Here is a 26,998-nt window from a genome sequence, read left to right as displayed (position 1 = left end):
AAGGCAGGGATTAAATTGAAAGAAAAATTATACACCATACCGGTAAATGAAGCATTTCAAGCAGACTGCGAGTGCCCCATCTGTCTGATGAAGAAAACCCTGGAAGACAATGCCATTGACTTTACAATGGGACCAAGCTATATGGAAGATGACGTAAGGGCAGAAACTGACAAAATCGGGTTCTGCAGCCATCACATAGAAAAATTATATGAAAACCAAAATCGTCTGGGATTGGCACTTATGCTAAAAACCCATATGGACAAAACAATAAAAGACATAGAAAAATTAGCCAATACCGGAAAAGTATCCTCCCCTTCTTTATTTAAGAAGAAAACCGAACTCTCCGGTGTTAAAGCCTATATAGACCACATAGATAATTCCTGCTACATCTGTGAACGAATAAATAATACATTTAACCGCTATATCGATACCATATTCTTACTTTATCAAAATGATGACGAATTTCGAAATAAATTGAAGCAATCAAAGGGCTTTTGTACTTCCCATTACGGTCTTTTATATGAAGAAGCACCAAAACATCTAAAAACAGACCGTGCCGAAGATTTTATGAAATCTCTGAATTTCGTATACCTGGAGAATATGAAACGTGTTAGGGACGAGCTGGAATGGTTTACTGATAAATTTGATTACCGTTATGTGAATGAACCCTGGAAAAATTCAAAAGATGCGCTTCCACGTACTATGATTAAAACCAACAGCTTAATAAATAAGGATGCGGTTTCAAAGTAGAATACCTAAATCTTTCTTATACAATACGGTAAATGTATAAAGGGGGCGGCAGTAACCTGGGAGGCTTGTAATTTTTTTGTAGGGAAAGAACCCTCATGATACTAAAAACTTAGAGAACTGCTTATAACAGGGTGAAAAGAGTAAAACTCGCTTCGCTCAGACAATTACTCTTTTCACCCTTGACGCAGTTCTCTAAGTTTTAAGTTTCATGAGGAACCTTTCCAACACAAAAAAATTACAAGCCTCCCAGGTTACCGCCTTAGTCTTTCGTTTAATTAGGTATGACAATGAGTGTTGGTATTTTTTCATTACCAGCACACATTTTATTTTAAACTATGTAAATAATTAAGAGCCAACCCTCTTTATGGAATATATTTTATGTACTCTATATGATATCCATAATTAAGGCGGCTCCGTTTTTATATTTTCATTCTATTCTGTAAAGATTATAGATTCGGTTTCAAAAGCTCTTTTAATTCCCTTGCTTTTGTCTTAATTCTTTCATTTGCATCCCTGGCAATCAATACTTTTGAAATCCATCTGCTGGATTCTTCGTATTTACCGACTCTTCTGGCCAAATCTGCAACTAAGTAGGTCATGGTGTTTTCATCCATTCCGCACATAGGGAACATTTCCTTTGAAAATGCTTCCAGGAATCCTTCATATGCGTTTGTAAGGAATTCCAGTTCTTCCTTTTGCAATTGAGTAATGGTATCCTTGTTAGCCTCCCCATTTTCTGCAGCCAGGCTTTCTGCCTTACCGCGAAGGAGCCAGGCTGTTTTTAAACAAGTATAGGCACGTTCACTTAATTTGCTTTTTTTAACGATAGTATTAACCAAAGCCAATTTATGTCTTGCAATGGCGTCATCATATGAAAATACTTCGCCGTCTGTTCTAATGCCTTTAAAAGATGACGAAATCTGTTCTTTAATTAACTTTGCTTGAGCAGAGGTCATATAATTAAAGAAACGGTTAAGAGCAGAATATCCGCAATGAGGGCATACGATTGCATCGTATTTCAGTGAATCCACAAGCTGATATTTAGGTCGTAAATCCGTATCGGCAGATATTAGCTTAACTTTACCGGTTTTAACCGTTTTTGACTTGAACTCTTTATCACAAACAGGGCAGGTGTAACTTTTATCAAATATCAAATCAGCTTCTACTACTTTTTTTTCTTCCGCCTCGGTTCCATCACCGGGCTTTTTACTGCTTTTATCATCCGGAGCATAAACTTCCAAGTCAGACATTTTACCAAGTCCAAAGGCTTCCAGCCCTGAAAATAAATTTGCCATTCTTCTTCCTCCTCTATTCGGGTTTATATGAGCTCTTAAGGGACACAATCCGGTTAAATACTAAATGATCCTCTGTAGAATCCTTAGAATCAATACAAAAATAACCATGTCTTAAAAATTGATAGCTTTCATAAGCTTTTGCGCCTTTTACGCTTGGCTCAATATAGCATTCCTTTAATACGGTGATGGAATTCGGATTCAAATTCAGGCTTCCGTCTTCATTATATACACCTTTTTCCTCATCTACAATATTCTCATATAATCTTACTTCGGCTTTTTCTGCTGTCGATGCTGCAACCCAATGTATGGTGCCTTTTACTTTACGACCTGTAAACCCGCTTCCACTCTTAGTTTCGGGATCATAGGTGCAATGTACTTCTGTCACATTACCGTCCTGATCCGTTACATAATCCGTACAGGTTACAAAATAAGCATTCATTAAACGTACTTCATTGCCGGGAAATAAACGGAAATATTTCTTTGGCGGCTCAATCATAAAATCCTGTCTGTCAATGTACAATTCCCGGCTAAAGGGAACTTGTCTTACACCCATTTCTTCATTTTCCTGGTTATTGGAGGCCTCAACATATTCAACCTGACCTTCCGGATAGTTAGTAATGATTAATTTAACCGGGTCAAGCACTGCCATAACCCTTGGTCTCTTTAATTTTAAGTCCTCACGGATACAGTATTCTAACATGGAATAATCAACAGAACTCTGGCTCTTGGAAACTCCGCAAAGTTCCATAAAGGTCTTAATGGATTCCGGAGTAAAACCTCTTCTGCGCAGAGCGCTGATGGATACTAATCTTGGATCATCCCAGCCGTCTACGATGCCTTCCTCTACCAATTTCTTAATATATCTCTTTCCGGTAATTACATTAGTAAGATACATTTTGGCAAATTCGATCTGCTTCGGAGGATTTACATATTCCAGTTCTGTCACTACCCAGTCATATAAAGGTCTATGGTCTTCAAACTCCAGGGTACAGATGGAATGGGTTACTCCTTCAATGGCATCTTCTATTGGGTGCGCAAAATCGTACATAGGATAAATACACCAGGTATCACCGGTATTGTGGTGGGTCATTCTGGCAATACGGTAAATTATAGGGTCCCTCATGTTAATGTTTGGGGATGCCATATCAATTTTGGCACGAAGTACTTTAGAGCCGTCCGGATATTCCCCATTCTTCATTCCTTCAAATAGTGCCAGATTCTCTTCAATGGTACGGTCTCTGTAAGGACTGTTCTTACCAGGTTCCGTTAAAGTACCTCTGTATTCTCTGATTTCATCGGCAGTAAGTTCACAGACATATGCCTTACCCTTCTTAATCAGTTTAACAGCTCCTTCATACATTTGCTCAAAATAATCGGAGGCAAAAAACAATCTGTCTTCAAATTCGCCGCCAATCCATTTTACATCCGCAATGATAGATTCTACAAATTCCGTTTTTTCCTTAGTAGGATTCGTATCATCAAATCTTAAGTTGAACTTTCCGCCGTATTTTTTCGCCAATCCGTAATTTAACAGGATGGATTTGGCATGTCCGATATGGAGATAGCCATTGGGTTCCGGCGGGAATCTGGTTGTAACTGTAGTACAGTTACCTTCCTTTATATCCTTATCAATAATTTGCTCTATAAAATTCTTAGAAATAATTTCCTTATCTGCCTGCATATCCGTATCTTTACGCAGTTCCTGGTTTTCTAGCCCTATGCCGTCATTATCCATGGCAATTCCTCCTTAAAAAGCAGTATGTTTTCATAAGCTATATCATACCACAATTATTTTTAATAGTCAAAGCAGGTAAAAAAATAAAGTTTATCGAAAGTTACACTCTAAACCCGTGGTTTTGTGAAGTGTTTTTCTGTATATACAGGCAAATAAAAGGCACTGTTATCTTATTGTACAGATGCGGTACCTCAATATAATGCATTCAAAATCTTTTTAAAGTATCCATGAAAGTATCAGTTTTCAAAATCAGATTGTAAAAAAAGAGGACAAATTTCCCATAACAGGAAAAGCCCTTCCTGGCATCATCGCCGGAAGGGCTGATACTATTTATTTTGAGGCATCGAAAACAATAACCTTTAAAGCTTTTACCAGCTTCTCCATTTCTTCCCCGGTACCAATCGTAATACGAAGATAATTACTTATTCTTGGTTTGTTAAAATATCTTACAAATATATTTTTAGCCTTTAACGCCAAAAAGATTTCTTCTGCCGGAATATCCTTGTGTGCAGCAAAGATAAAATTGGTTTTGGAATCAAGAAAAGAAAAACCCAGTTTTCCTAATTCCTTTTTGGTCCATTCCCTGGTATCGATAATCCTGCCCAGGCATTCCTTAAAATATGCCTCATCCTTTACTGCTTCCACCCCAAAATAAATTGATGTCTGGTTCATGGTATAAGAATTATATGAATATTTTACATCATTCAGGGCTTTAATCAGCACAGAACTTCCCATGGCATAACCAATCCGCAGCCCAGCCATGGAACGGGACTTGGAAAAGGTCTGGACCACTAAAAGATTGTCAAATTCCTTAATCAGGTCCAATGAACTTGTTCCACCAAAATCGATATAAGCCTCATCTACAATTACAATGGAATCCTGATTATGTTCCAGAATATCTCTGATAAAACCCACATCTTCATATAGGGAAGTCGGTGCATTGGGATTGGCAATTACAATTCCACCATTTTCCCTGTAGTAATCTTCTTTTCTTATCCTGAAATCCTCATTAAGAACTGGTCTTTCATATGGTATGTGCAATAATTCCGCCCATACATCATAAAACGAATAGGTAATATCCGGGAACAAAATCGGTTTATCCGAATTAAAAAATGTCATAAAAGCCATCGCAAGTACATCATCCGAACCAACCCCAACAAAAACCTGGTCTTCTTTAAGCTGATAATAATCGGCCAGTGCTTTTACCAATATCCCTGCAGTCGGATCCGGGTATAGCTTTAACTTATCCACCTGAAATTCCTGTATCGCTTTCCTAACACCTGGCGCAGGCGGATAAGGATTTTCATTGGTATTTAACTTAACCATCCCCGGTGCATCCGGTTGTTCTCCCGGCACATAGGGAATCACTTTTCTTATATTCTTTTCCCAGTTTTTCATAATTTACACCCATTGCATATCGCAGGTCGGCCTGCGATACTGCCACAAATAATAAAAGGGTGAAAGAATCCACAAATGGCAACCTTTCTTACTTAAATTTTCTTTCACACTTGTCCTCTCATTTTGCCCAATTCCCAAATAATGCTAACCACCTTTATCTTATAAAGATACCTCTTCTGCTGCATTCGTTTCAGAAAATTACATCCTAATCCTGATCTACTTCGCTAAATATTCCTCAGCCAGCTTTTTAAAACCACTTAAAGAACCTTCAATAGTCTTATAATCCACACAATAAGCTATTCGGCAGTATCCCGGACAGCCAAAGGAAGAACCCGGTACAATAAGTATATTATGTTCTTTAGCTGCCGCAGAAAAAGCTTTATCATCTTCTCCCAAAGCCTTTATAAATAAGTAAAAAGCACCTTCTGGCTTCACACAGGTATAACCATATTCAATTAAGCTGTTGTAAAGTAATTCCCGGTTACGGTTATAAACAGAAACATCCACCTCAGAATCCAAACACTTGGCAACTACCCGCTGAATTAATGACGGAGCATTCACAAAACCTAAAATACGGTTGGCAACATTGGCCGCTGCCACTACCTCAGAAAAATCATCTACCTCATTCGGTATCACCAGATAACCAATTCTTTCACCAGGTAAGGATAAGGATTTACTGTAGGAATATCCTACAATTGTATTATTATAATATTTTGTTAAATAAGGTACTTCAATTCCGTCATAAACCAGTTCTCTATAGGGTTCATCAGAGATTAAGTAAATAGAGGTCCCAAGCTCACTTTGCCTGCGGTTTAATATATCCGCCAGCGCTTTAATGGTCTCCTCCGAATATACTACTCCTGTAGGATTATTAGGTGTATTTACAATAACAGCTTTCGTCTTTGCTGTTATTTTACTCTCAAATTCGTTCAGATTGGGCTGAAAGGTTTCTGTATTGGGGCTTACCACCACTAATTCTCCGTCAAAGTTGCTGACATAATTCCGGTATTCACCAAAAAAAGGTGCAAAAACAATTACCTCTTCTCCTGGATTTAAAAGTGTCTTTAATACCACATTCAACCCGCCGGCAGCGCCTACTGTCATTACTATATTTTCCTGCCCAAATGCAGTTGCAAATTTTTTATTGATCGAAGCTGCAATGGCTTCTCTGACCTCTTCATATCCGGAATTATTCATATATCCATGCACCAGATTAGCATTTTCTTCATTGATTACCTCTATTACCGCGTCCTTGACTGCTCTCGGCGGTTCGACGCTTGGATTACCTAAACTAAAGTCAAAGACATTCTCTGCTCCGTATATAGACGCAAGCCTTTTTCCTTCTTCAAACATTGCACGGATAACAGAACTATTTTGCACCAAACCAACCATTTTATTTGATATCATTGCAGCATCCTCTTTTCTTTGTTATTGCGTATCTAATTTCGATTAGTATAGCACAGTAACGTATTGAATTGCAAGGTTTTCTTGTGGGCTTGCTTTTAGGTTAGTCTAAAGGGGGCGGCAGGGGAAGGGGGTCTGGTGGGGGCGGTTTATAGGGGAAGAACCCTGATGTCACTAGAAACTCTGTGGTGTGCTTATAGCAGGGAGCAAAGAGTAAAACTCGCTTACGCTCAGACAGTTACTCTTTGCTCCCTTGGCGCACATCACAGAGTTTAAGTGACATCAGGAACCTTCCCAATATAAACCGCCCCCACCAGACCCCCTTCCCCTGCCTTAGTCTTTGGATATATGTCCTTAAAGCTGTGTATTTTAATTTTCTAATGTATTAAAAAAAGCATCCCGAAGGATGCTTTTTTAATTGGGATGGTAACATGGCATAAACCGTATATTGCACATAATCATTCCCAAAATATAATGACTGTCCTTGTGATGCAGTAAAATACATTGTTGTTATAGTACCATTGCTTTTTTCATGTCAAGCCTAATATACGCGGAATCCACATAATGCAAGTAAACATTCATTGCCATTATATCTAAAGTAGCATATCCGCCGGAAGAGCCTATACTATTAACTCCCCAATTCTAGTATACCCAGTAGTTGAACAAATGGCACCAACATAAGTAGCTGCCATTGCAGAATTTGTTGACATTGATAAAAAAATAATACAGCAAATGATATTACAAATAATCTTTTAAGTTTCATTATAACCCCTATCTCATCCCATTTATTTACATTTTATCATCAATACTTCGCCTCTACAATACTATAAAGTCAAAAATTTTTTCTCTACTTCAAATCCATAAACCCATAACCTTCCCTAACTTCGCAGCCAGCAACAAAAAATACTTGATAAAATCAGCCAAAACTCTCCCTCTGAAAGCATGATTATGATATCTTTCATAAGCGCTTCATTCTGAGTCTGAAATTTACTTATGGCTTTCTCCTGGGGTTAAGACCTAAAATGCACACTGTCTGACGAGCAGCGCGAGGAGTTTGTGCATATTAGGTCTTGCTTTCCCCAGGAGAAAGCCATTAGTAAATTCAGACGAAGAATCCTAAGCTTATGAAAGATATCATAATCGATGCTTTCATCAAAGACTAAAAAACTGATTTTATCAAGTATCCAACAACCTTAAAACAGCGAAGTTTCACAACCCAAATAATTTTTATCATACCTAATTCAGGTACCCTTAAACCTATTTCTGAAACCGTATATCCAAATAATTCTTAACAATCTGCACGCCCTTATCAAAACCTAACTGCTGGCTGTTAAGACATAGATCATAGTTCTGGGCATCTTCCCAATTTCTACCAGTGTAGTATTTGTAGTAAGCCGCACGGCGTTTATCCGTGGTAATAACCTTTTTCTCCAACTCTTTTTCCGGCAGGCTGAACATCCCTTTTAATCTTCCCACGCAGTCCTCTAAGGAAGCATGGACAAAGATTTTCACCACGTTGTCCATATCCTTTAAGATATAGTCGGCGCATCTTCCTACAATAACACAGGATTCCTGTTCGGCAATCTGCTTTATTACCTTAGCCTGATAGTTGAACAGGTTATCATTTGAGACGAAATCCTCACGGTCCGGCGGGATTAACTCCCCTTTATATTCTTTTCTGGCGATGCGGAATAGCAGGCTTTGTTTTAACTTTTCGTCTGCCCTTCCGAATAATTCTTCATTGATACCGCTCTCATCCGATGCTAACCGTAACAATTCCCGGTCGTAAAAGTGAATCCCCAATTCTTCCGCTAACATCATGCCCATGGTCTTACCGCCGCTGCCATAACCTCTGGCAATGGTAATTACATAATGCTCCATAGTAACCTCCTTCACTTATAGGAATACCTGCTTCAAGGCATTCCCATAAGTCATATAAATTTAAGATCTACAACTGTCTCTTATTCTCCTAAATAAGCCTTCTTCACAGAGTCATTGTTCATAAGTTCCTTGGCATCGCCTTCTAAAACAATGTTGCCGGTCTCTAATACATATGCACGGTTTGCGATGGATAATGCTTTTTTTGCATTTTGTTCTACTAATAATACGGTGGTGCCGCTTTCACTTATTTCTTTTATGATATCAAATATTTCGGATACAAATAATGGTGATAAGCCCATAGAGGGTTCATCCATCAGTATAATTCTGGGATGGGACATTAAGGCACGTCCCATGGCAAGCATTTGCTGCTCGCCGCCGCTTAAAGTTCCTGCTATCTGGCTCTTTCTTTCCTCCAGACGGGGAAAACGCTTATATACTTTTTTTATGGTGTCTTCAATTTCTTTTTTATCTGTTCTGGTATATGCACCCATTTTTAAATTCTCAAATACCGTCAGTTCCGCAAAGATTCTTCTGCCCTCCGGTACATGAGCCATACCTAAGGATACGATTTTATGAGCAGGAATTTTAGTTAAATCATTTCCCTCAAACAAAATACTTCCTTCTTTGGCATCTACCAAACCGGTGATAGTATGAAGAATTGTGGTTTTACCGGCACCATTGGCACCAATTAATGCAATTACTTCCCCTTCATTTACTTCAAAGGAGATGCCTTTTATTGCCTGTATTACTCCGTAATAGACCTGAAGGTCCTTAATTGTCAACATTGCCATGGGAATTCCTCCATTCTTTCCCCAAAATTATTCACCAAGATAAGCGGTGATTACTTCGGGATTATTTAAAACCTCTTCCGGAGTACCGGCTGCAAGCTCTGTACCGAAGTTTAATACCAGTAATTTTTCGCAGATTCCGGTTACCAGTTTCATATCATGCTCAATTAACAGTATGGTTATCTGATAGCGGTCTCTTACCAGACGGATGGTTTCCATTAACTCTGCTGTTTCATTGGGATTCATACCGGCAGCGGGTTCATCTAACAGCAAAAGTTTTGGATTGGTTGCCAATCCTCTTGCAATTTCCAGTTTTCTCTGCTTTCCATAAGGCAGGTTACTGGCAAGATAGTCTGCCTGACCGTCCAGATCGAAGACCTTTAATATCTCCATGGCTTTCTCATTCATTTGCTTTTCTGATTTAAAATAAGAAGGCAGTCTGAAAAAACTGGTTGCCAGGGAATACTTTGTCTGGTTGTGAAGTGCTGTCTTTACATTATCCAGCACACTCATTTTTTTAAATAACCGGATATTCTGAAAGGTCCTGGCAATGCCTGACTGACAGATTTCAGAAGGAGATTTTCCAACCAGATCGACTCCGTCTATTTTGATGGTTCCGTCAGTAGGACGGTAAACACCGGTCAGCAGATTAAAAATTGTTGTTTTACCTGCTCCGTTGGGTCCGATTAGACCATAGAGCTGACCTTTTTCTATATTAAGATTTACATTATCAACAGCCCGGAGTCCCCCGAAGGAGATTCCCAGATTTTTCACTTCTAATAAAGCCATATTCATCCACCTTCCCCTTCTTTATTTTGCTTTACTTTTTGCAAGTAAGGGCAGTTTGGGCAATTTGCCGCTTTCCTCTAACTTGGTACGGATACCGGAGGAGTTAAACAGCATCATTGCAATTAGTACGATAGCGTACAGTAACATTCTGAAATCGTCGGCCGCACGGAGCATTTCTGGTAAAATGGTTAAGATAATTGCAGAAATAACCGACCCTTTAATGCTTCCCATACCGCCTAAAACGACGATAACCAGGATTTCAATGGATTTATTATAATCAAAATCCCCAGGCTTTACGATACTCAAGTGATGACCGTATAAGACACCGGCAATTCCGGCAAAAAATGCTGCGATTACAAAGGCCATAATTTTATAGCGGCTGACCTTAATACCGATGGACTCGGCTGCAATATAATTATCACGAATGGCTTTGATTGCCCTGCCGTGCCTGGAGTTAACTAGATTTACAATTACCAAAAGGGTTACGATCATGATAGCATAGGTCCAGGTATAGTTCGAGTATCTTGGAATCTTAGAAAGTCCCATGGCTCCTCCGGTTATTCCTAAAAAGTTGACGATAGAACGGATAATTTCACCAAAAGCCAGAGTTACAATAGCCAGATAGTCACCTTTTAACCTTAAAACAGGAACACCGATTATTACACCAAAGATTGCTGCTACAATACCCCCAAGGAGGATACCGAGTAAAAATTCAAGACCTCCCGGTAAATTAGCATGTAACGTAAAGATTGAGCCAGTGTATGCACCAATTGCCATGAATCCTGCATGTCCTAAGGACAGCTCTCCTAAAAATCCTGTCGTCAGATTCAGGGACACAGCCAGTATAATATTAATACCGATCGGAACCAATAAGGACTTAAACTGACGGTTTAATATATTACCATCCACTAAAATAACAATCACGATATATACTGCTATAATAGTTGCCAGACGAATGATATTTTTTTTATTGATCAGATTGTTTTTGTGCCCCATATTTCCTTTCACCTCTTTGCTCATACTCCACCTACACTTTCTCGATCCGGTTCTTGCCAAGGAGTCCGGACGGCTTTACTAAGAGAACCAGAACTAAAACGCCGAATACAATGGCATCGGAAAGTTCGGTAGAAATATATGCTTTGGAAATACTTTCGATGACACCAAGCAAAATACCGCCAAGCATTGCTCCCGGTACGCTGCCGATACCGCCTAGTACTGCGGCAACAAAGGCTTTAATTCCAGGAAGGGCTCCTAAAGTCGGTTTAATGGACTGGAACTGGCACACGAACATAATACCTGCAACTGCTGCCAGGGCAGAACCTATGGCAAAGGTCATGGATATGGTACGATTTACATTGATACCCATTAATTCTGCCGCAGCCTTGTCTTCCGAAACAGCTCTCATAGCACTTCCGGCTTTGGTCTTGTTTATGAATAAGGTTAAGGCAATCATGCAGATTGTGGTTACTACCAGGGTCACAATAGTGATGCCATTAATGGTAACTCCCCCAATAGATATGGCTTTTACATTAATGATTGATTTAAATGTAATGGGGTTCGCTTTAAAAATTAATAGTGCGACACTTTGCAATAGAAAGCTCATACCAATTGCTGTAATTAATACCGCCAGGGCCGGAGCCTTCCTAAGGGGTTTATAAGCAACTTTCTCTATTGTAATACCCAGAATGGCACATACTACTATGGTAAATAAAATTGCCGCGATAATCGGCATTTTTAAGCCTACAGTGGCTACATATAAGGTGTAGGCACCTACCATAATGATATCTCCATGGGCAAAATTAATCATTTTGGCAATACCATAAACCATGGTATATCCTAATGCGATTAAAGCATAAATACTGCCGGAACGTAATCCGTTAATGAATTGTTCGATTATGCTGACCATTAAATATCACCTCTTTCTCCTTTTTAAACCTAAGTTTCTTCGCTAAGCTCAGAACACACCTCTTCCCGGCTCTGCGCCAAGCGAAGAAGCTCAGATTATGCATTAAAAACCTGTATGAATTACAAGAACAAAAGGAAGAATCATCGAAAGAGGGCAAAACCTGCCATCCCTCATTAATTTTTCCTTTTGTTCCAATAGTATGTCTAGATTAACCAGTCAATTAATGACTTCTATGTCTTTACCTATTATTGTTTATCTAAAGCAGTATATTCGCCGTTAACGATTTTAACAAATTTAACACCTTTATTCGGCTCACCATCGGCATTAAAAGTTACATCACCGGTAAGTCCTTTTACCTCGATTTCAGTCATAGCTTTGATTAAGTCATCACTCTTGGTGGAGCCTGCTTTTTCAAGGGCTGCTTTCATGACATATACTGTATCATATCCATCTGCTGCGAACTGATCAGGAACTGAATTATATGCTTTTTTATAGTTTTCCGTAAATTTCTGGATCGCAGGATCGGAATCTGTAGCAAAGAATGGGCTTAAGAATACAGCACCTTCTAATACTTTAGGATCTACTGCTTTAGAAAGTACGCCGTCCCAGCCGTCAGAACCGATAAAAGGAAGGGTCATTCCAAGTTCTGCTGCCTGAGTAGTGATATAAGCTGCATCCTGGTAATAAGCAGGAACAAAGATAATCTGAGCATCTGTACCCTTAATCGTGGTTAACTGTGTATTAAAATCTACCGCATCGGTTACGAAAGCTTCACTGGCTACGATTTCTCCGCCGATTTTCTTAACTTCATCTACAAAAGCCTGCATAACACCAGTACTATATTCATCTGCATTATTGTAAATAACTGCGATTTTCTTAAGTCCTAAATCTTCAACGGCGTAATGAGCCATTGTAACACCTTGCACTGGATCGGTAAAGCATAAACGGAAGGCATTGTCATATGCGGTAAGATCCTTAGCGGAACCAGAGGGTGTAATCTGGAAGATTTTATCTGCATTGGTCTGTTCGGAAATTGCAAGACCTGCACCGCTGGTAACGGTTCCAAGAAGGGCGTTTATCCCTTTATCCATCAAGCTGTTATAAGCAGACATTGCCGTATCACCGGATGCTTCATCATCAGCAAAATCAAGCTTTAACGTTAAGGTAGAATCTCCGACCTTAACACCGCCTGCTTTATTGATTTCATCAATAGCCACTTCTGCCCCCTGTTTTACGGATACGCCGTAAGAAGCTGCCGGTCCGGTTAAGGGTCCAAGACCACCGATTAAAAATTCACTGGAACTCCCCGTATCTTTCTTTCCGCAGCCTGCTAATGCTCCTACTGCCATAGCACTGATAAGGCCTAAGCTTAAAACTCTTTTCATCGTTTTTTTCATAAAATATCCTCCCTTTAATTGAATTATTAATTATAGTGGTTTACCGCTTTGAACTTATTGCATAGTAATGCGCTAAAGTTTTAGGGTATAAAACCAGAAAATAAGGAACATTCATTAAAATGTCTTGAATAGATATAAAATAAGGCGTTCAAAACATAGTATTACTGAACGCCTTTATTCTGCATATATATTACTATTGTAACTGGTATTTGTCAACTGCTATTTTATCAGTAAATTAATGGTTAATGCCTGTTTTAAGCCTTGTGTGGCGGGCATAGTTTCTACATGGTATCCAGGTAAATGGATATGTAATTCAATTAGTAATTGGCATGGGGCTTCGCAGGGGGAGACTATGGATACTTGATAAAATCAGCCTTGAGGTTATGAGCAAAGCAGTGATAATGCTGTCTTGCATAAGCTTATATTCTGAGTCTGAATTTACTAATGCCTTTTTTATGTGGTAAAACAAGAGTGAAAAGGCACAAACTCCTCGCACAGCTCGTCAGACAGTGTGCCTTTTCACTCTTAACCCACAGAAAAAAGTCATAAGTAAATTGACAGACTCAGAATGAAGCGCTTATGCAAGACAGCATTATCACTGCTTTTTTCTTTGAGGTTTTAGAGCTGATTTTATCAAGTTTTCTTATTGTTTTTTTACTGCGAAGCTTTTATTTTATAGTATTGATTTTATTGATTTATTGATTTTATTGATTTGTTGATTTTATCATAAACATGTTTTCTACTCAAATTCTTTTAGAGGATTAATTATCGCGGTTTGTAAGTTCGCCGCCGCACTTGTCACAAAAGTCCAGTCCTGCCAGAGTGATGCCTCCGCAATCGGGGCAGATTATTTTTTCGGGCAGGATTTCTTTTTCTACGATTTCGTATTCTTCTGGTTCTGATGGTACAGCTTCATTGATCTGGGTTGTTATCGTTTGTTCGGGCTTTGATTGGGGGGTTTGGAATTTTAATATTGTTTTTATTTGATCGATTATGGACATAGGGGTTCCTCACTGGATTGTTTATATAATATTTTCTTCGCCGCGGTACTTGTTCATCAGTTTTTTAAAGATTTCTCCGTTGGTGGGAGGGGTATAGGTAATTGCGTTGGCTCCTGCTTCGATGGTCTGTAAAATACTTTCCTCTGTAGGTCCTCCGGTTGCGATGATTGGTACTTTGGGGTATTCTTTTCTGATTTCTCTTACGATTTCTACTGTTTTAGAGGCACCGGATATGTTTAAGATATCTGCGCCGGCTTCTAGTCTGCTTTTTAAGTCTGTTTTCTCGGATACTACGGTTATTACAATGGGTATGTCTATTTTTTGTTTTAAATATTCGATGGTTTCGTTGGGGGTAGGTGCATTTAATACTACTCCTACTGCTCCCTGGAACTCTGCATCTTCTGCTAAGTTAAGTACTCTGGGGCCGGTCGTTGTTCCTCCTCCGACTCCGCAGAATACCGGTACATCGGAGCAGCTGATTATAGAATGGGTAATGATGGGCTGGGGTGTAAAGGGGTACACGGCGATTACCGCGTTTGCATTGCAGTTACGTATAATTGCTACATCGGTAGTAAATACCAGGGATTTTATTAATTTTCCGAAGATACGAATTCCGCTTACCTGGTCTATGACCTGGGGTACACGGACCATGTGTTTTCTAAGATTACCGTCTATCTCCGGCAAATGCTTATCTTCCATGCATTGTTCCTCCCATTTATTTGATTGTCCAAATCTAAGTATATCTAATTATTTCCAAGATAACAAGCGAATTTATTCGCTGTTTTTCGGCTTTTTTATTGGTTTTTTCTGGCTTTTTTTCAGTTTTTTATCGGGTTTCAGCTTAGAACTTAAGCTGCTTATTGTAATTGATCCATTAACCTTTTATCTGGTGTTTAAACGGACTTTTTATCCTTTTGGCCGGTGTGTAAACGGGTTTTTATCCTTTTAAACTTTTATCCTTTTAACCTTGTGTTAACCGGATTATACTACCATCTCTCTCTTTAATCTTGATTGGATATATGGACCGTTTTCGAACAAAATCCTGCCCTAATACTTCATAGATATAATAAGTTATCAGGACAGGATTTATAAAAATTCTAATTCTTTTGTTCAAGCATCGGGGTAAATGCCTTCTGGGCGGTTCCTCTCATCTCCAGTAAAGGGACCCCTTTTTTCTCTATATAATCTCTGGTTATGATTACTTTACCGATATTCTCATCCTTTGGTATTTCATACATAATATCCAGCATGAATTCTTCTATGATTGCCCTTAGAGCCCTGGCACCTGTCTTTTTCTCCAAAGCCTTTTCTGCGATTGCTTCTAAAGCCCCATCATCAAATTCCAGTGAAACCTCATCCAGTAAAAGCAGCTTCTGATATTGCTTTAAGATGGCATTCTTAGGTTCTTTTAGTACTTTCACTAACATATCTCTGGTTAAGCCTTCTAATGCATATATAATAGGAAGACGTCCGATAAATTCAGGAATCATACCAAATTCCCTTAAGTCCTCCACCGTTACTTTCTGCAGTATATTCGGATCTTTATCAAATTTGTCTTTTAAGTCGGCACTAAAACCGATGGAGGATTGTTTATTTAACCTGATCTTTATAATGCCTTCCAGATCGGGAAAGGCACCGCCGCAGATAAATAAAATATTTCTTGTATTAACTGTTGTCATGGGAACCATGGCATTTTTACTGGAGGCGCCTACGGGTACTTCAATTTCGCTGCCTTCCAATAGCTTTAACATTCCCTGCTGTACGGATTCTCCGCTGACATCACGGTTATTGGTATTTTTCTTCTTGGCGATTTTATCAATTTCATCAATGAAGATAATACCTCTCTCTGCTTTTTCCACATCATTGCCGGCTGCTGCCAAAAGCTTTGAAACTACGCTTTCCACGTCATCTCCTATATAACCGGCTTCTGTCAGGGAAGTGGCATCTGTTATGGCAAGAGGCACATTCAAAAGCCTTGCCAGAGTTTTGACCAGAAAGGTTTTACCACTGCCGGTAGGTCCGATCATCAGCATATTAGACTTTTCGATTTCGATATCATCCATAGTATTGGTAACCACTCTTTTATAATGATTATAAACTGCCACCGATATCACTTTTTTGGCATGTTCCTGACCCACGACATATTCATCCAGCTGGCCTTTTATAATATGAGGGGAGGGAATATTCTTAATATTTAAGACAGCTTCTTCCTCTGTCTTATCCTCCGCAGGCTTTTTCTTCTTTAACTTCTGGCTTTTGGGGATTTCATTCTGAAGATTGTTTAAATTCGTCATATTAGGAGGAAATCCCATCATCTCCATATAGGGTGAACCATGGTTAATTGTATCAAAGGTTTTTTGCATACAGTCAGAACAGATACATATGTTATTGGGAATACGGATCATCTTGCCTACTTTACTCTCCGGTCTTCGACAGATATAGCAGACTGCTTCATAATCATCCTTATCCTTTGTTTCTTTGGTATTCTCCGTACTTCCGGTTTTATTCATATTATCTATATTATCATTGTTATCGTTAAAATCATTAGCCATATAACTACCTCTCCTTTATTTAAGCCAAAGGCCATTTATTGAGTAAACATCTGCTGCCTGTAAATATTATAAAAATAATGCGTGGATACCATTATATCCTACACGGTTGCGGTGTACAATAGTTTAAAATTTAAATTTTTATAAACTATTCTAATAAATTCTGACAAATTATTTAATTTTTATAATAAAAATAAAAAATTACAGTTCTATTTTATCATATTTTTATCCATAATTCACTAAGAATGTCATTAATTACAGGATATTGGTATTTCTCTATTATTATATAATAAATGACCGGAGATTGCTATATCCGTTAAAGGTTTTTAAGCCTTTATGGATTAGCGAATCCCCGGTCTGTATTATTGCTGTTAACGGAAAGGATGGCTTTTTACGATTATTTACTGTCCGGATTCTTTCCAAGTTTAACTTTAATTTGTTTTTCCTCAAATTTACCGTTAGAGTTTCTCATTATGGTAATTGTGACTTCCGTACCGGCACGATAGGAGGTGACTTTTTCCTTTAACTGGGTTCCTGCTGTGATTTCAGTATCATTTACCTTCGTAATAATGTCCCCTGTAACAATACCTGCTTTTGCAGCACTGCCTCCTTCAAGGGCTTCGGCAACATATACACCAACCGGCCAGTTATAGGCCTTCGCAATATCCTCAGTTACATCCTGAATGGATACGCCAAGATATCCTTTTTCGTTATCTTTTAATATTTCACGGTTCATTAATTCATTGATAATCGGCGTTGCTTTGGAAATCGGGATTGCAAAACCCATTCCTTCCACTTCGCTTGAAGCATATTTAACTGTATTAATGCCTATTACTTCACCTTTTAAGTTCAATAAGGCTCCGCCGCTGTTGCCGGGATTGATGGCTGCATCGGTCTGTAACAGCACCATGGTTTTATCTTCTAATTCTACTTTTCTGTCTTTTGCACTGATATATCCAACGGTTGTAGATTGACCGTAACCTAAAGCATTACCGATTGCTATTGCCATCTCACCAACTTTAACAGATCCGGAATCACCTAATTTAGCAACTTTAATGGCATTTAACGTAGATTCCTTAATGGTGCTGATATCTATGGAGACAACTGCTAAATCCGCTACTGCATCGGTACCTTTTATGATAGCTGTTGCTTCTGTTCCGTCTATAAATTTAACTTTAATAGGGTTTGCTCCCTCAACAACATGATTATTGGTTGCGATTAAAAGTTCCTTATCATTCTTACCTACGATGATTCCGGAACCGCCCCCTTCATTAGGCTGGTCAATCTGCTGACCGAACCAGTCAAAGGACTGATTATAGGTAGTCGTGATCATTACAATGCTGGGCATGGTTTCGTCAACTACATCCGTAATATCTGTCCTCTGCTTTACTCCCTCCTGGGTTACCGCAGTTGGTTCAATCTGCTGATCATTCCCGGTAGACAGATTCAATTTAAACGGGCTGTCTCCACCGATATTAAAGCTAATGGGTGCTGCCTCCGGATTAATCTTATAATAAGCCAGATTAAAACCAAGGAAACATCCTCCTGCTATAACACCGAATACGGCTGCTCCTGCAACAAATTTTACAGCTTTCTTAAGGAATTTAAAACTTCTGGATTTCTTCTTGATAGTATCCCCAGGGGTTCCATAAACATTACCATTATTATTATAATTATTCGAATTAAATCTCTGCCTGTCATCATAAATATTATTGTACTGCCCATTCTGATAAACCGGACCCGATTGGTTCTGGGAGGAAGCTGCTACCTGTTCTGCCCAAAAGCTGTAAGTCGAGTTATTCTGACCCGGGACTCCGTTATTGTTCATACTGCCTGCATTCGCATCGGAGCTTATATTGCCGTTCGCATTAGGGTTTAAATTGTTGTTTGAGTTTATATTGCTGTTCGGGTTCATATTACTGTTCGGATTCATATTGCTGTTTGAATTCATATTGTTGTTCTGATTCATATTGTTGTTTGGATTCATATTGCTGCTTGGATTCATATTGCTGTTTGAATTCATATTGCTGTTTTGATTCATATTGCTGTTTGAATTCATATTGCTGTTTTGATTCATATTGCTGTTTGAGTTTAGGTTTATATTGTTGTTCCTATTTGAATCCGAATTTAAATCCATAGTATTACTATAATAGCTATTCCGGTCATTGTTTAAATTGTTATCTAAGTTATTATTAACATTAGGATTCATACTGCTATCCATAGTATTACTGCTAAGTATCCTGTTGTTGTCTTTCACATTCTCTGTCCCGGAATTACTCTGATTATTATTGTAATTAATATCGCTGCTGTCATTGTTGACAACTTTGTTTTCCTGGTTTTGGTCTCTGCTTAAGTCCGGTTTGGACTGATCTTCGTTATTATTAAATAAATCATCTGACATATAAATGCTCCTTTCCATATTCTGGTACTTCATAACACCTTTTTCTTCAAGGGTTACTTCCTTCCCAATTACTTATATCAAGTTTTTCAACCTATTTCTTATCTGATGCTTTTATTCTAACAGTACTTTGTGTAGAGATTGTGAATAAAATTTGAAAAATTTTTGTCCTCAGATGTAAGCAATTCTTAAGATTAGACCCTCAAATATTAAGAATTTATATATTGTGGATTGACTTTTAATCATGTATTATATTAATGATGCTTTACGCTAATACTTTAAAAGATAAATTATGTAAGAAGCCCATATATAGGGTCATTGGTGAGAAATAATGATAAAAGACAATCAAAAAACCTTTAATCGAATACATGTTATTATAGACGGCTGTTTACTGGTATTATCCTACGTCGTTTCTTATTTTCTGCGCTTTTACACCCCGTTACGTGAGATATTTAAATTAGAACCCTCTACCCGATTTTTATCCTTACAGCAGTATACACAGATACTAATCTTTTTAATTCCGGGCTATTTAATTATATATTATTTATGTAATTTGTATGCTCCCAAACGGGACCAGAGTACCCGGGTCAGCTTATGGAATATTGTAAAAGCTAACTTTCTTGGTACCTTTTACTTTACTTTCCTTTTATATGCGGTAAAAGAAATTAACTATTCCCGTTACATGATTGCCATCTTTTTTATTGTTAATGTTATATTTAATGCCAGTTTCCGAGCTGTTTTAACCTACTCCTTAAAGACAGCCAGAAGAAAAGGCTATAACTTAAAGCATGTTGTGTTAGTGGGATACAGCCGAGCGGCAGAAGCTTATATTGACAGAATACTTGTGAATCCTCAGTGGGGTTATTATATACATGGAATTCTGGATGATACCATGGAACGGGGAACCTTATATAAGAATATCAAAGTAATCGGTTCCATTGATGACCTGTTGGAAATACTTCCCCAGAACCGCCTGGATGAAATTGCAATCACCTTAAGTATCGATGAGTATTCCAAACTTGGACGGATTGTTGGAGTCTGTGAAAAATCCGGTGTCCATACTAAGTTCATCCCGGATTACCAGAACTTTTTCCCTACGGTACCTTATACGGAAGATTTAGACGGACTTCCTGTTATTAATATCCGTAATGTACCTCTTAGCAATACCGTTAACCGCTTTTTAAAAAGGATTATTGATATCATCGGCTGTATCGCGGCACTTATCGTTTTCTCTATTCCTATGACGGTGGTTGCTATAATTATTAAAGTTACTTCTCCCGGACCAGTTATCTTTACCCAGGTCAGGATTGGGCGCCACAACAAAGAATTTAAGATGTACAAATTCCGGTCCATGGAAGTACAAACAGATACCAAAGAGAAAAAAGCCTGGACGACTTTTAATGATCCCAGGGTTACTAAAATCGGTAAACTCATACGCCGGACAAGCATCGATGAATTACCTCAATTATTTAATGTACTAAAAGGTGAAATGAGTCTTGTAGGTCCCCGTCCGGAACGACCGTTCTTTGTAGATAAATTCAAAGAAGAAATTCCACGGTATATGATCAAACATCAGGTTCAGCCCGGTATGACCGGTTGGGCACAGATAAAAGGATTCCGGGGTGATACCTCTATCCGTAAACGTATTGAATGTGATTTATATTATATTGAAAACTGGACAATTGCTCTGGATATTAAAATATTATTCTTTACTGTTTTTAATGGTTTTATCAATAAAAATGCATATTAAATTAAAATTCGGGCTTGCCGCAATAATTCGCTGTTTTGTATCTTCAAAACAGGCTGTTACAATTATTGCGGCAGCCCCTTCAAGATTAGAAGGGTCAGGTTTAGGATGAATACGAAAAAAAAGAAAAAAAGACTGAAAAGAAAAGTACTGTTGTTTATTGATTTAATTCTTTTACTGATTGTTGCCGGCTTTGGTTATTTTATTTATATAACCGGTAAAACCCAGTTAGATACCAGCGGTGATTCATCCATCGTTACCAATAGCATTGACAGTGAGGAAATCGGAGGTTATCGAAATATTGCCATATTTGGTGTTGACTCCAGGGATAATGCTTTAAAGAAAAGCACTCATAGTGATACGATTGTCATTGCAAGTATCAACCGGAAATCCAAAGACATTAAATTAGCCTCCATATACCGTGATACTTATGTAGACATTCCTGATAATGGCTTTAATAAAATTAATGCAGCATACTTTAAAGGGGGATATCCTCTGGCTTTAAATACGATTAATACCAACTTTGACTTAGATGTTAAGGAATATGTGACTGTTAATTTTGATGCAGTCTGTAAGGTTATTGATTTACTGGGCGGTATCACCCTCGATATCACCAAAGAAGAATTAAAATACGTGAACGGCTATACCAAAGAATTAAACCAGATTAACGGAACAAAGGTCGGAAAGTTGAAATCCGCCGGCACCCAGGTGGTAAACGGTACCCATGCAACCGCTTATGCCAGAATACGTTATACCAAGGGTGGTGATATCAAACGTGCAGAACGTCAGAGAATCGTAATACAAAAGATCTTTGAAAAAGCCCAGTCTGCTGATTTACTGACCATTAACAATATTTTAAATGAAATATTTCCTCAGATTTACACCAATCTGGATACCATGGATATGCTGAATCTTGCAAAAGATATCTTGTCTTACCACATTGTTGATGAAACTGGTTTCCCCTTTGATAACGTGGCACAATATTACAAGAAAGTTTCTTATGTATTTCCAATCGATTTAGCTGCCAATGTCTCACAGCTTCACAAATTCTTATTTAATGATGCTTCCTATGTTCCTTCCTTAAAGGTTAAGGAAACAAGTGATACGATTCTTGAGATTACAGGACCTAAAAAATAAAGGAAGACCTTAGCAGGACAACCTATCCCTGCTGCCTAATAAATAAATACTATGTATCCCTATAAGCTCTATTCAAAAGGGAATGTGCAGACTATGGTTTAACCAACATGGGCATAGAATAGGGATTACAGTTTGGAAAAATATTATTCCAAGCTATAATCCCTATTCTATGCCCAAATTATTTAGTTTTTAATACGTAGTAGCTCCTTATAGCAATCTGTCAGCTCATATTAGCATTAATTATTTCTAATTTCAATTTGTTTCTGGTTTCTGTTTATTTCTAATTTCTATTTTTTTAAATTTCTATATGTTACTAATTTCTATTTATTTCAAATTTCAATTTGTTTCTAAATTCTGTTTGTTTCTAATTTCTGTTTGCTTCTAATTTCTGTTTGCTTCTAATTTCTGTTTGCTTCTAAATTCTGTTTGCTTCTAATTTCTGTTTATTTCTAATTTCTGTTTATTACAAACTACTTTTATTTAATGTTAATTGTTACCTGCCGATAACTTTTATAATCCGATCTGCCACAGTTTTCGAAGCAGTTCCATACTCATATATGGTCAGACTACCTAAAAAAGCTTCTACCTGGGCACTGTATTCTTCTTCCTCAAACTCATTAATATTAGTCAGCAGTTCATCCCCAGTCCGGGCCTTTTTATAAGGCAGAGAATTATATTCAAAGTAAAAGCCTCTTTCCCTTTCGTATTCCGTTACATCCAAGGCATATAAAAATACTGGTCTTCTCATAAAAGAAAATTCAAACATAAGATTGGAATAATCCGTTATCAATACATCTCCCACCGACATCAGTTCATAAATATCCCGGTAATGGGAAGCATTGATGATCTGCTGATTATAAGTAATAAATCCGCTCTGTCCGGAAACCAGAGGGTGAAGCCTTACAGCCACGACCCAGTTACCCCCGAATTTATTCTGAAGGGCAGCGATTAATTTATGAAAGTCCAGCTGGTAAGAGCTTGTATTATTCTCCCCTTCCCGGTAAGTAGGTGCATATATGGCTATTTTAACTGCTTCAATCACACCGAGTCTTTTCCTGACCCCTGCTGCAACATGAGTGGACTTATTAAGTAGGATATCATTTCTTGGACTGCCGCACTCTAAAATCTCACCCTGATACCAAAAACTATTCCGGTACATCGCGGTACAAAAACTGCTATTGGAGATATATAAATCCGTCATCCTAGAATCCTGTTTGGCATTGGCTATATACTTTTGTCCTAACTTTTCTTTATAGTCTTTCTCTATTTTCTTAAGGGCAATACCTCCATGCCAGGTCTGGATATAATACTGCCCCCTTCTTTTGCGTATATAATTTTCCTTCCGGTTATTGTCCACCCATACCCTTGCCGTTGCAAGGACATAAACAGCCTTAATGGAATTGGTCTTATAAACCGTAATACCAGTAGGTGCGTAAGCGGTTTCCGGGTGATTGGCAATGAAAAACAGTTCCAGTTCCTTCCCGGCCCTTTTCCTCTTTACCAGTTCTTCTGCGACATATTTGGCATTATCCCCGAAGCCCCATACATTACAGATTACTACTCTGGTCTTATGTATGGGCATAAGATGAAATATATGAAACAAGGCTGTAATCCAAAGATACCTTATTACTTTTAATAACTCTAATATCTGCTTTGGCAATAGTTGTTTGATACGATTTCTCATGTTTACACCTCTTGTATATCACAGGCTGACCTGGGGATTCCTTACTTCTTTTCGTTTTCCTGTGCCATTTGAATAATGACTTTATTATTCTTCTTATTATTCTCGCACAGGTTGTTAAGGATTTCACTAAACTGACTGGCGGACTTTTGCCAGCTTAAGGATTCCATATATGTCCCAGCCGTATGATGCATCTCTTCCAGCAGCTCAGGTTTTTCTATAACTGCTTTGATCTTGTGATATAAGTCCATATAAGATAAGGACGTGAGGATTGCACTGTTATCTGGAAAGAAGTATGGGAAGGTGCCGTCTTCGAATTCGATTAACGGAAGTCCGGTGGCTAACATCTCATAGGGTACCAGCGAAATATTGCTCATGGAAGCAACCATACCAAAATCTGCTTTTTTATATAATGCCAATAGTTCCTTTTTATTTAACATTCCCAGGTTTTCACCTGCGTCACAGTGAAAGCTCTTGTCCTCACCAAAATATTTGATAGTAAGAGTAATACCTTCCTTACTAAATTCCTCTTTCACCTGTTTTAACAGGTATTGGGTAATACAGGGAAGCCTTTTTCCGTAATATTTTAAATAGACAGCCAGTGTAAAGGTCGTTTTTTTTGAATATGACTCATAATTCCGTTTACAGGAGGGATATTCCTTTTTTTCATAAGGAAATTCAATCATATCCACCGGAGATATGAGCTTGCAGTTCTTCTCAACCATTTCCTTGTTCCAGGGACCAAGGCTCACCATATGAAGCCCCTGTTCGTATGTCTTTTGGGCCATAAGGAACAATTCTCCAAAGGAATAGAAATAGGGTTCATAATCCTGGAGAAAATACATTTTATAGCCTTTCATCTTTTTGGCAAAGGATACTGTATCCCAGGAACTGGCAATGACAATATCAGAATTTAATTTATCCAGATACTTATTGGTATACATCTCTCCCTGATAATTGCTAAGGTTACAGCTTGCGCATTCTTCCATATCTGACTTTGTCTGGGTTTTGTACACCACGTATCCCACCTGATAACCAAGCTTTGACAATTCTGTTCCCAATCTCAGGATGGAGGTCTGACCCCCGTTATACTTTGCCATACGTTCAATCACAAAGGTTATCTTTTGAACCTTTGACGGCTTATTGTTTATCAGTATACCCGGGTCATAATTCGCAAGCCTTGCATTCACCTGTCTTTTTTCAATAACTGCCTGAAAATTATGTATAATACCCTTTGCTTTAATCTTTAAAATGCTTTTCCACTTATTGATCATATTGTATTACCTTTCCGTATTTTCCCTGCCTGATAACCTTAGTATTCCCATCCTATAAAAAGATATCGCTCTTGTCAGGTTTATTTATTCATATCCTGAATAAGCTGCACTACTTTTTGTGATGCACTTCCATCATCCAGGTGGTTATATTTATTATGAAAGGCTTCATATTTTTCTGAAAATTCTTCCGCCTTATAATTTACGATGGAATCGATTAACTCTTTTGTGGTACGTGTAATAGGACCCGGTGCTTCTTTTAAGAAGTCAAAATAGAAACCCCTTAAATTGTCCTTATAATCCTCCAAATCATAAGCAAAAAACAACATAGGACGCTTTAATACACTATAATCAAACATAACTGAGGAATAATCTGTAATCAGCAGATCAGAAACCAGATAGAGATTGGCAATATCTTCGCACATGTCGTACTTATATACAAACCCTTGATAGGCCGACCAGTCCAGGGTTTCTTTAACAAGATAATGATATTTTACAATACAGACATAATCGTCACCAAGTTTTTTCCTGAATAAATCAAAGTCCAGAGCCTGGTTAAATTTATAAGCACCTTTTTCATAGTACTCATTATCTCTCCAGGTCGGAGCATATAAAATTACCTTTTTATCCAGCGGAAGTCCCATTTTCTTCTTCAAGTCAGCTATATACTCTTTATTATTGCCGGAAAATAGAATGTCATTTCTGGGATAACCGATTTCTAACATTGTCTTATCAAAGGCAAAGGCACTTTTAAAGACTTCTGTAGAAAAATGATTCTGTGAGATTAAGTAATCCCAGGTTCTTGTATTCTTGTAGAATTTTTCTTTATATTTTTCAATATCTGTTTCCCCTGCCATATTAACAGAGTCCATATCCAGAGCCAGCTTCTTTAAAGGGGTACCGTGCCAGGTCTGAATATAATGTACGCCTTTGCGCTTAATGATATAATTTGGCATTCTTGAATCACTTACCCAGGTTCCTGCTATGCCCATAATCAGAAAGTACATAGTCCTGGTTCTTCTTAACTTTTTGGCGTTACCCGGCACATAGGTGCTGACATCATCTAACATTACATAACAGCGAAACTTTTTATCCAGACCCTGTTTAACCATTTCCTCGTATATGCATCTGGGATTGCCGGTGTAATTTCTCCCCATATTGCTTTCAAATATAACGATATTTTTCTGCACCGGTACTAGTTTGGTCTCAATCCGGTACAGATGAAGAACCACTCTTCTTCCTGCTTTTTTTACGAATTTTAAGGCATGTTTCATTTTCTTTTTGACTGCCTTGCCTGCCTGTCCTATAAAAGGAATATCCATGTATATCTCCTACCTGACTTTAGCACCTAAGTGAAGGTCATTTTTTATTTTTGTTGTCGATATCCCTTCTGTTCTAGGTAAGTATACAACTTCACAATAATCCTTGAGAAAATCGAATTCACCTTTCCAGTCATCCCCCATAACAAAAACATCGATATCATTGTCTATGACATCACTGATTTTTTGTTCCCAGTTAAATTCGGGAATTACTTCATCTACATATTTAATGGATTCTAATATAATCTTCCGGTCTTCAAAGGAATGATATGCCGTCTTGTGCTTTATGGCGTTAAATTCATCTGAGGATAACACCACCACCAGATAGTCTCCTAACTCCTTTGCCCTTTTTAATAAATTGATGTGACCTACATGGATTAAATCATAGGTTCCATAAGTAATAACTTTCCTCATAATAAGCATACCTCTTTTCTTAAATTTTATCTTATTGTTTTATATTAGGTTAAATTGATTATTTCCTTTCGATTACTTCAAAACACTCCAAACAACAGAAAACAGAGGACACAACAAGTTCTTTCACTTGCTCGTGTT

At 38.0% G+C, this 26,998-nt stretch carries 21 protein-coding genes; 3 read left to right on the top strand and 18 right to left on the bottom strand.

What is annotated here, in order from left to right; genetic code table 11:
• The first annotated feature begins 15 nt into the window (after positions 1–15).
• The gene (locus QA584_RS03855; protein ID WP_278273186.1) at positions 16–750 is read left to right on the top strand and encodes a DUF6062 family protein; all 735 of its coding nucleotides are present in this window, start codon (positions 16–18) and stop codon (positions 748–750) included.
• 446 nt (positions 751–1,196) lie between these two features.
• On the opposite strand, the gene QA584_RS03850 is transcribed toward QA584_RS03855, so the two are convergent.
• From QA584_RS03850 to QA584_RS03785, 14 genes are all read right to left on the bottom strand, one after another.
• Positions 1,197–2,045 (bottom strand): DUF2225 domain-containing protein, encoded by an 849-nt coding sequence (locus QA584_RS03850; protein WP_278273185.1) that lies wholly within the window; start codon positions 2,043–2,045, stop codon positions 1,197–1,199.
• 13 nt (positions 2,046–2,058) lie between these two features.
• Entirely contained in the window at positions 2,059–3,726 is a 1,668-nt protein-coding gene (locus tag QA584_RS03845; protein WP_278275106.1) for a glutamine--tRNA ligase/YqeY domain fusion protein, read from the bottom strand.
• Positions 3,727–4,110: 384 nt separating this feature from the next.
• A complete protein-coding gene (gene hisC / locus QA584_RS03840) occupies positions 4,111–5,178 on the bottom strand; it encodes a histidinol-phosphate transaminase (protein ID WP_278273184.1) in 1,068 nt (355 codons plus the stop codon).
• A gap of 216 nt (positions 5,179–5,394) precedes the next feature.
• Positions 5,395–6,585 (bottom strand): pyridoxal phosphate-dependent aminotransferase, encoded by a 1,191-nt coding sequence (locus QA584_RS03835; protein ID WP_278273183.1) that lies wholly within the window; start codon positions 6,583–6,585, stop codon positions 5,395–5,397.
• Between the two features lie 1,254 nt (positions 6,586–7,839).
• Positions 7,840–8,463 carry a cytidylate kinase-like family protein gene (locus tag QA584_RS03830; RefSeq protein ID WP_278273182.1) on the bottom strand — a complete coding sequence of 208 codons (624 nt, stop codon included), beginning with the start codon at positions 8,461–8,463 and terminating at the stop codon, positions 7,840–7,842.
• An 80-nt stretch (positions 8,464–8,543) separates the two neighbouring features.
• On the bottom strand, positions 8,544–9,254 hold the full coding sequence (locus QA584_RS03825) for an ABC transporter ATP-binding protein (RefSeq protein ID WP_278273181.1): 711 nt from the start codon (positions 9,252–9,254) through the stop codon (positions 8,544–8,546).
• A gap of 27 nt (positions 9,255–9,281) precedes the next feature.
• On the bottom strand, positions 9,282–10,040 hold the full coding sequence (locus tag QA584_RS03820) for an ABC transporter ATP-binding protein (RefSeq protein WP_278273180.1): 759 nt from the start codon (positions 10,038–10,040) through the stop codon (positions 9,282–9,284).
• A gap of 21 nt (positions 10,041–10,061) precedes the next feature.
• Complete coding sequence (locus QA584_RS03815; protein ID WP_278273179.1) at positions 10,062–11,060, bottom strand: branched-chain amino acid ABC transporter permease; 999 nt, start codon at positions 11,058–11,060, stop codon at positions 10,062–10,064.
• 7 nt (positions 11,061–11,067) lie between these two features.
• A complete protein-coding gene (locus QA584_RS03810) occupies positions 11,068–11,946 on the bottom strand; it encodes a branched-chain amino acid ABC transporter permease (RefSeq protein ID WP_278273178.1) in 879 nt (292 codons plus the stop codon).
• A gap of 245 nt (positions 11,947–12,191) precedes the next feature.
• Positions 12,192–13,343: an ABC transporter substrate-binding protein gene (locus tag QA584_RS03805; protein ID WP_278273177.1), complete on the bottom strand. Its 1,152-nt coding sequence runs from the start codon at positions 13,341–13,343 to the stop codon at positions 12,192–12,194.
• Positions 13,344–14,104: 761 nt separating this feature from the next.
• Positions 14,105–14,344, bottom strand: coding sequence for a hypothetical protein (locus tag QA584_RS03800; protein WP_278273176.1), 240 nt, complete (start codon positions 14,342–14,344; stop codon positions 14,105–14,107).
• A 21-nt stretch (positions 14,345–14,365) separates the two neighbouring features.
• A complete protein-coding gene (locus QA584_RS03795; protein ID WP_278273175.1) occupies positions 14,366–15,043 on the bottom strand; it encodes a hydrolase in 678 nt (225 codons plus the stop codon).
• A 398-nt stretch (positions 15,044–15,441) separates the two neighbouring features.
• A complete protein-coding gene (gene clpX / locus QA584_RS03790) occupies positions 15,442–16,854 on the bottom strand; it encodes an ATP-dependent Clp protease ATP-binding subunit ClpX (RefSeq protein WP_442870350.1) in 1,413 nt (470 codons plus the stop codon).
• A 436-nt stretch (positions 16,855–17,290) separates the two neighbouring features.
• Positions 17,291–19,294: a S1C family serine protease gene (locus tag QA584_RS03785; RefSeq protein ID WP_278273173.1), complete on the bottom strand. Its 2,004-nt coding sequence runs from the start codon at positions 19,292–19,294 to the stop codon at positions 17,291–17,293.
• Between the two features lie 328 nt (positions 19,295–19,622).
• Between QA584_RS03785 and QA584_RS03780 the strand changes: the two genes are divergently transcribed.
• A complete protein-coding gene (locus tag QA584_RS03780; RefSeq protein ID WP_278273172.1) occupies positions 19,623–21,041 on the top strand; it encodes an undecaprenyl-phosphate glucose phosphotransferase in 1,419 nt (472 codons plus the stop codon).
• Between the two features lie 105 nt (positions 21,042–21,146).
• Entirely contained in the window at positions 21,147–22,175 is a 1,029-nt protein-coding gene (locus QA584_RS03775) for an LCP family protein (RefSeq protein WP_278273171.1), read from the top strand.
• A 493-nt stretch (positions 22,176–22,668) separates the two neighbouring features.
• Here the strand turns inward: QA584_RS03775 and QA584_RS03770 are convergent, their stop codons facing one another.
• The 4 genes from QA584_RS03770 to tagD form a co-directional block, all read right to left on the bottom strand.
• A complete protein-coding gene (locus tag QA584_RS03770) occupies positions 22,669–23,859 on the bottom strand; it encodes a CDP-glycerol glycerophosphotransferase family protein (RefSeq protein ID WP_278273170.1) in 1,191 nt (396 codons plus the stop codon).
• A gap of 41 nt (positions 23,860–23,900) precedes the next feature.
• Positions 23,901–25,130, bottom strand: coding sequence for a glycosyltransferase family 1 protein (locus QA584_RS03765; protein WP_278273169.1), 1,230 nt, complete (start codon positions 25,128–25,130; stop codon positions 23,901–23,903).
• A gap of 80 nt (positions 25,131–25,210) precedes the next feature.
• Positions 25,211–26,449 (bottom strand): CDP-glycerol glycerophosphotransferase family protein, encoded by a 1,239-nt coding sequence (locus QA584_RS03760; protein WP_278273168.1) that lies wholly within the window; start codon positions 26,447–26,449, stop codon positions 25,211–25,213.
• Positions 26,450–26,458: 9 nt separating this feature from the next.
• A complete protein-coding gene (tagD, locus tag QA584_RS03755) occupies positions 26,459–26,860 on the bottom strand; it encodes a glycerol-3-phosphate cytidylyltransferase (RefSeq protein WP_278273167.1) in 402 nt (133 codons plus the stop codon).
• Positions 26,861–26,998: the final 138 nt, after the last annotated feature.

The organism is Anaerocolumna sp. AGMB13025 (assembly GCF_029689925.1).
GTDB lineage: Bacteria > Bacillota > Clostridia > Lachnospirales > Lachnospiraceae > Anaerocolumna.
This window is presented reverse-complemented; position numbering and strand designations above follow the sequence as displayed.

Excerpts from the sequence above, each read along its gene's own strand:
- QA584_RS03850 (WP_278273185.1), bottom strand. The coding sequence starts at position 2,045 with ATGGCAAATTTATTTTCAGGGCTGGAAGCCTTTGGACTTGGTAAAATG.
- QA584_RS03845 (WP_278275106.1), bottom strand. The coding sequence starts at position 3,726 with ATGCAGGCAGATAAGGAAATTATTTCTAAGAATTTTATAGAGCAAATT.
- hisC (WP_278273184.1), bottom strand. The coding sequence starts at position 5,178 with ATGAAAAACTGGGAAAAGAATATAAGAAAAGTGATTCCCTATGTGCCG.
- QA584_RS03835 (WP_278273183.1), bottom strand. The coding sequence starts at position 6,585 with ATGATATCAAATAAAATGGTTGGTTTGGTGCAAAATAGTTCTGTTATC.
- QA584_RS03830 (WP_278273182.1), bottom strand. The coding sequence starts at position 8,463 with ATGGAGCATTATGTAATTACCATTGCCAGAGGTTATGGCAGCGGCGGT.
- QA584_RS03825 (WP_278273181.1), bottom strand. The coding sequence starts at position 9,254 with ATGGCAATGTTGACAATTAAGGACCTTCAGGTCTATTACGGAGTAATA.
- QA584_RS03820 (WP_278273180.1), bottom strand. The coding sequence starts at position 10,040 with ATGGCTTTATTAGAAGTGAAAAATCTGGGAATCTCCTTCGGGGGACTC.
- QA584_RS03815 (WP_278273179.1), bottom strand. The coding sequence starts at position 11,060 with ATGAGCAAAGAGGTGAAAGGAAATATGGGGCACAAAAACAATCTGATC.
- QA584_RS03810 (WP_278273178.1), bottom strand. The coding sequence starts at position 11,946 with ATGGTCAGCATAATCGAACAATTCATTAACGGATTACGTTCCGGCAGT.
- QA584_RS03805 (WP_278273177.1), bottom strand. The coding sequence starts at position 13,343 with ATGAAAAAAACGATGAAAAGAGTTTTAAGCTTAGGCCTTATCAGTGCT.
- QA584_RS03800 (WP_278273176.1), bottom strand. The coding sequence starts at position 14,344 with ATGTCCATAATCGATCAAATAAAAACAATATTAAAATTCCAAACCCCC.
- QA584_RS03795 (WP_278273175.1), bottom strand. The coding sequence starts at position 15,043 with ATGGAAGATAAGCATTTGCCGGAGATAGACGGTAATCTTAGAAAACAC.
- clpX (WP_442870350.1), bottom strand. The coding sequence starts at position 16,854 with ATGAATAAAACCGGAAGTACGGAGAATACCAAAGAAACAAAGGATAAG.
- QA584_RS03785 (WP_278273173.1), bottom strand. The coding sequence starts at position 19,294 with ATGTCAGATGATTTATTTAATAATAACGAAGATCAGTCCAAACCGGAC.
- QA584_RS03780 (WP_278273172.1), top strand. The coding sequence starts at position 19,623 with ATGATAAAAGACAATCAAAAAACCTTTAATCGAATACATGTTATTATA.
- QA584_RS03775 (WP_278273171.1), top strand. The coding sequence starts at position 21,147 with ATGAATACGAAAAAAAAGAAAAAAAGACTGAAAAGAAAAGTACTGTTG.
- QA584_RS03770 (WP_278273170.1), bottom strand. The coding sequence starts at position 23,859 with ATGAGAAATCGTATCAAACAACTATTGCCAAAGCAGATATTAGAGTTA.
- QA584_RS03765 (WP_278273169.1), bottom strand. The coding sequence starts at position 25,130 with ATGATCAATAAGTGGAAAAGCATTTTAAAGATTAAAGCAAAGGGTATT.
- QA584_RS03760 (WP_278273168.1), bottom strand. The coding sequence starts at position 26,449 with ATGGATATTCCTTTTATAGGACAGGCAGGCAAGGCAGTCAAAAAGAAA.
- tagD (WP_278273167.1), bottom strand. The coding sequence starts at position 26,860 with ATGAGGAAAGTTATTACTTATGGAACCTATGATTTAATCCATGTAGGT.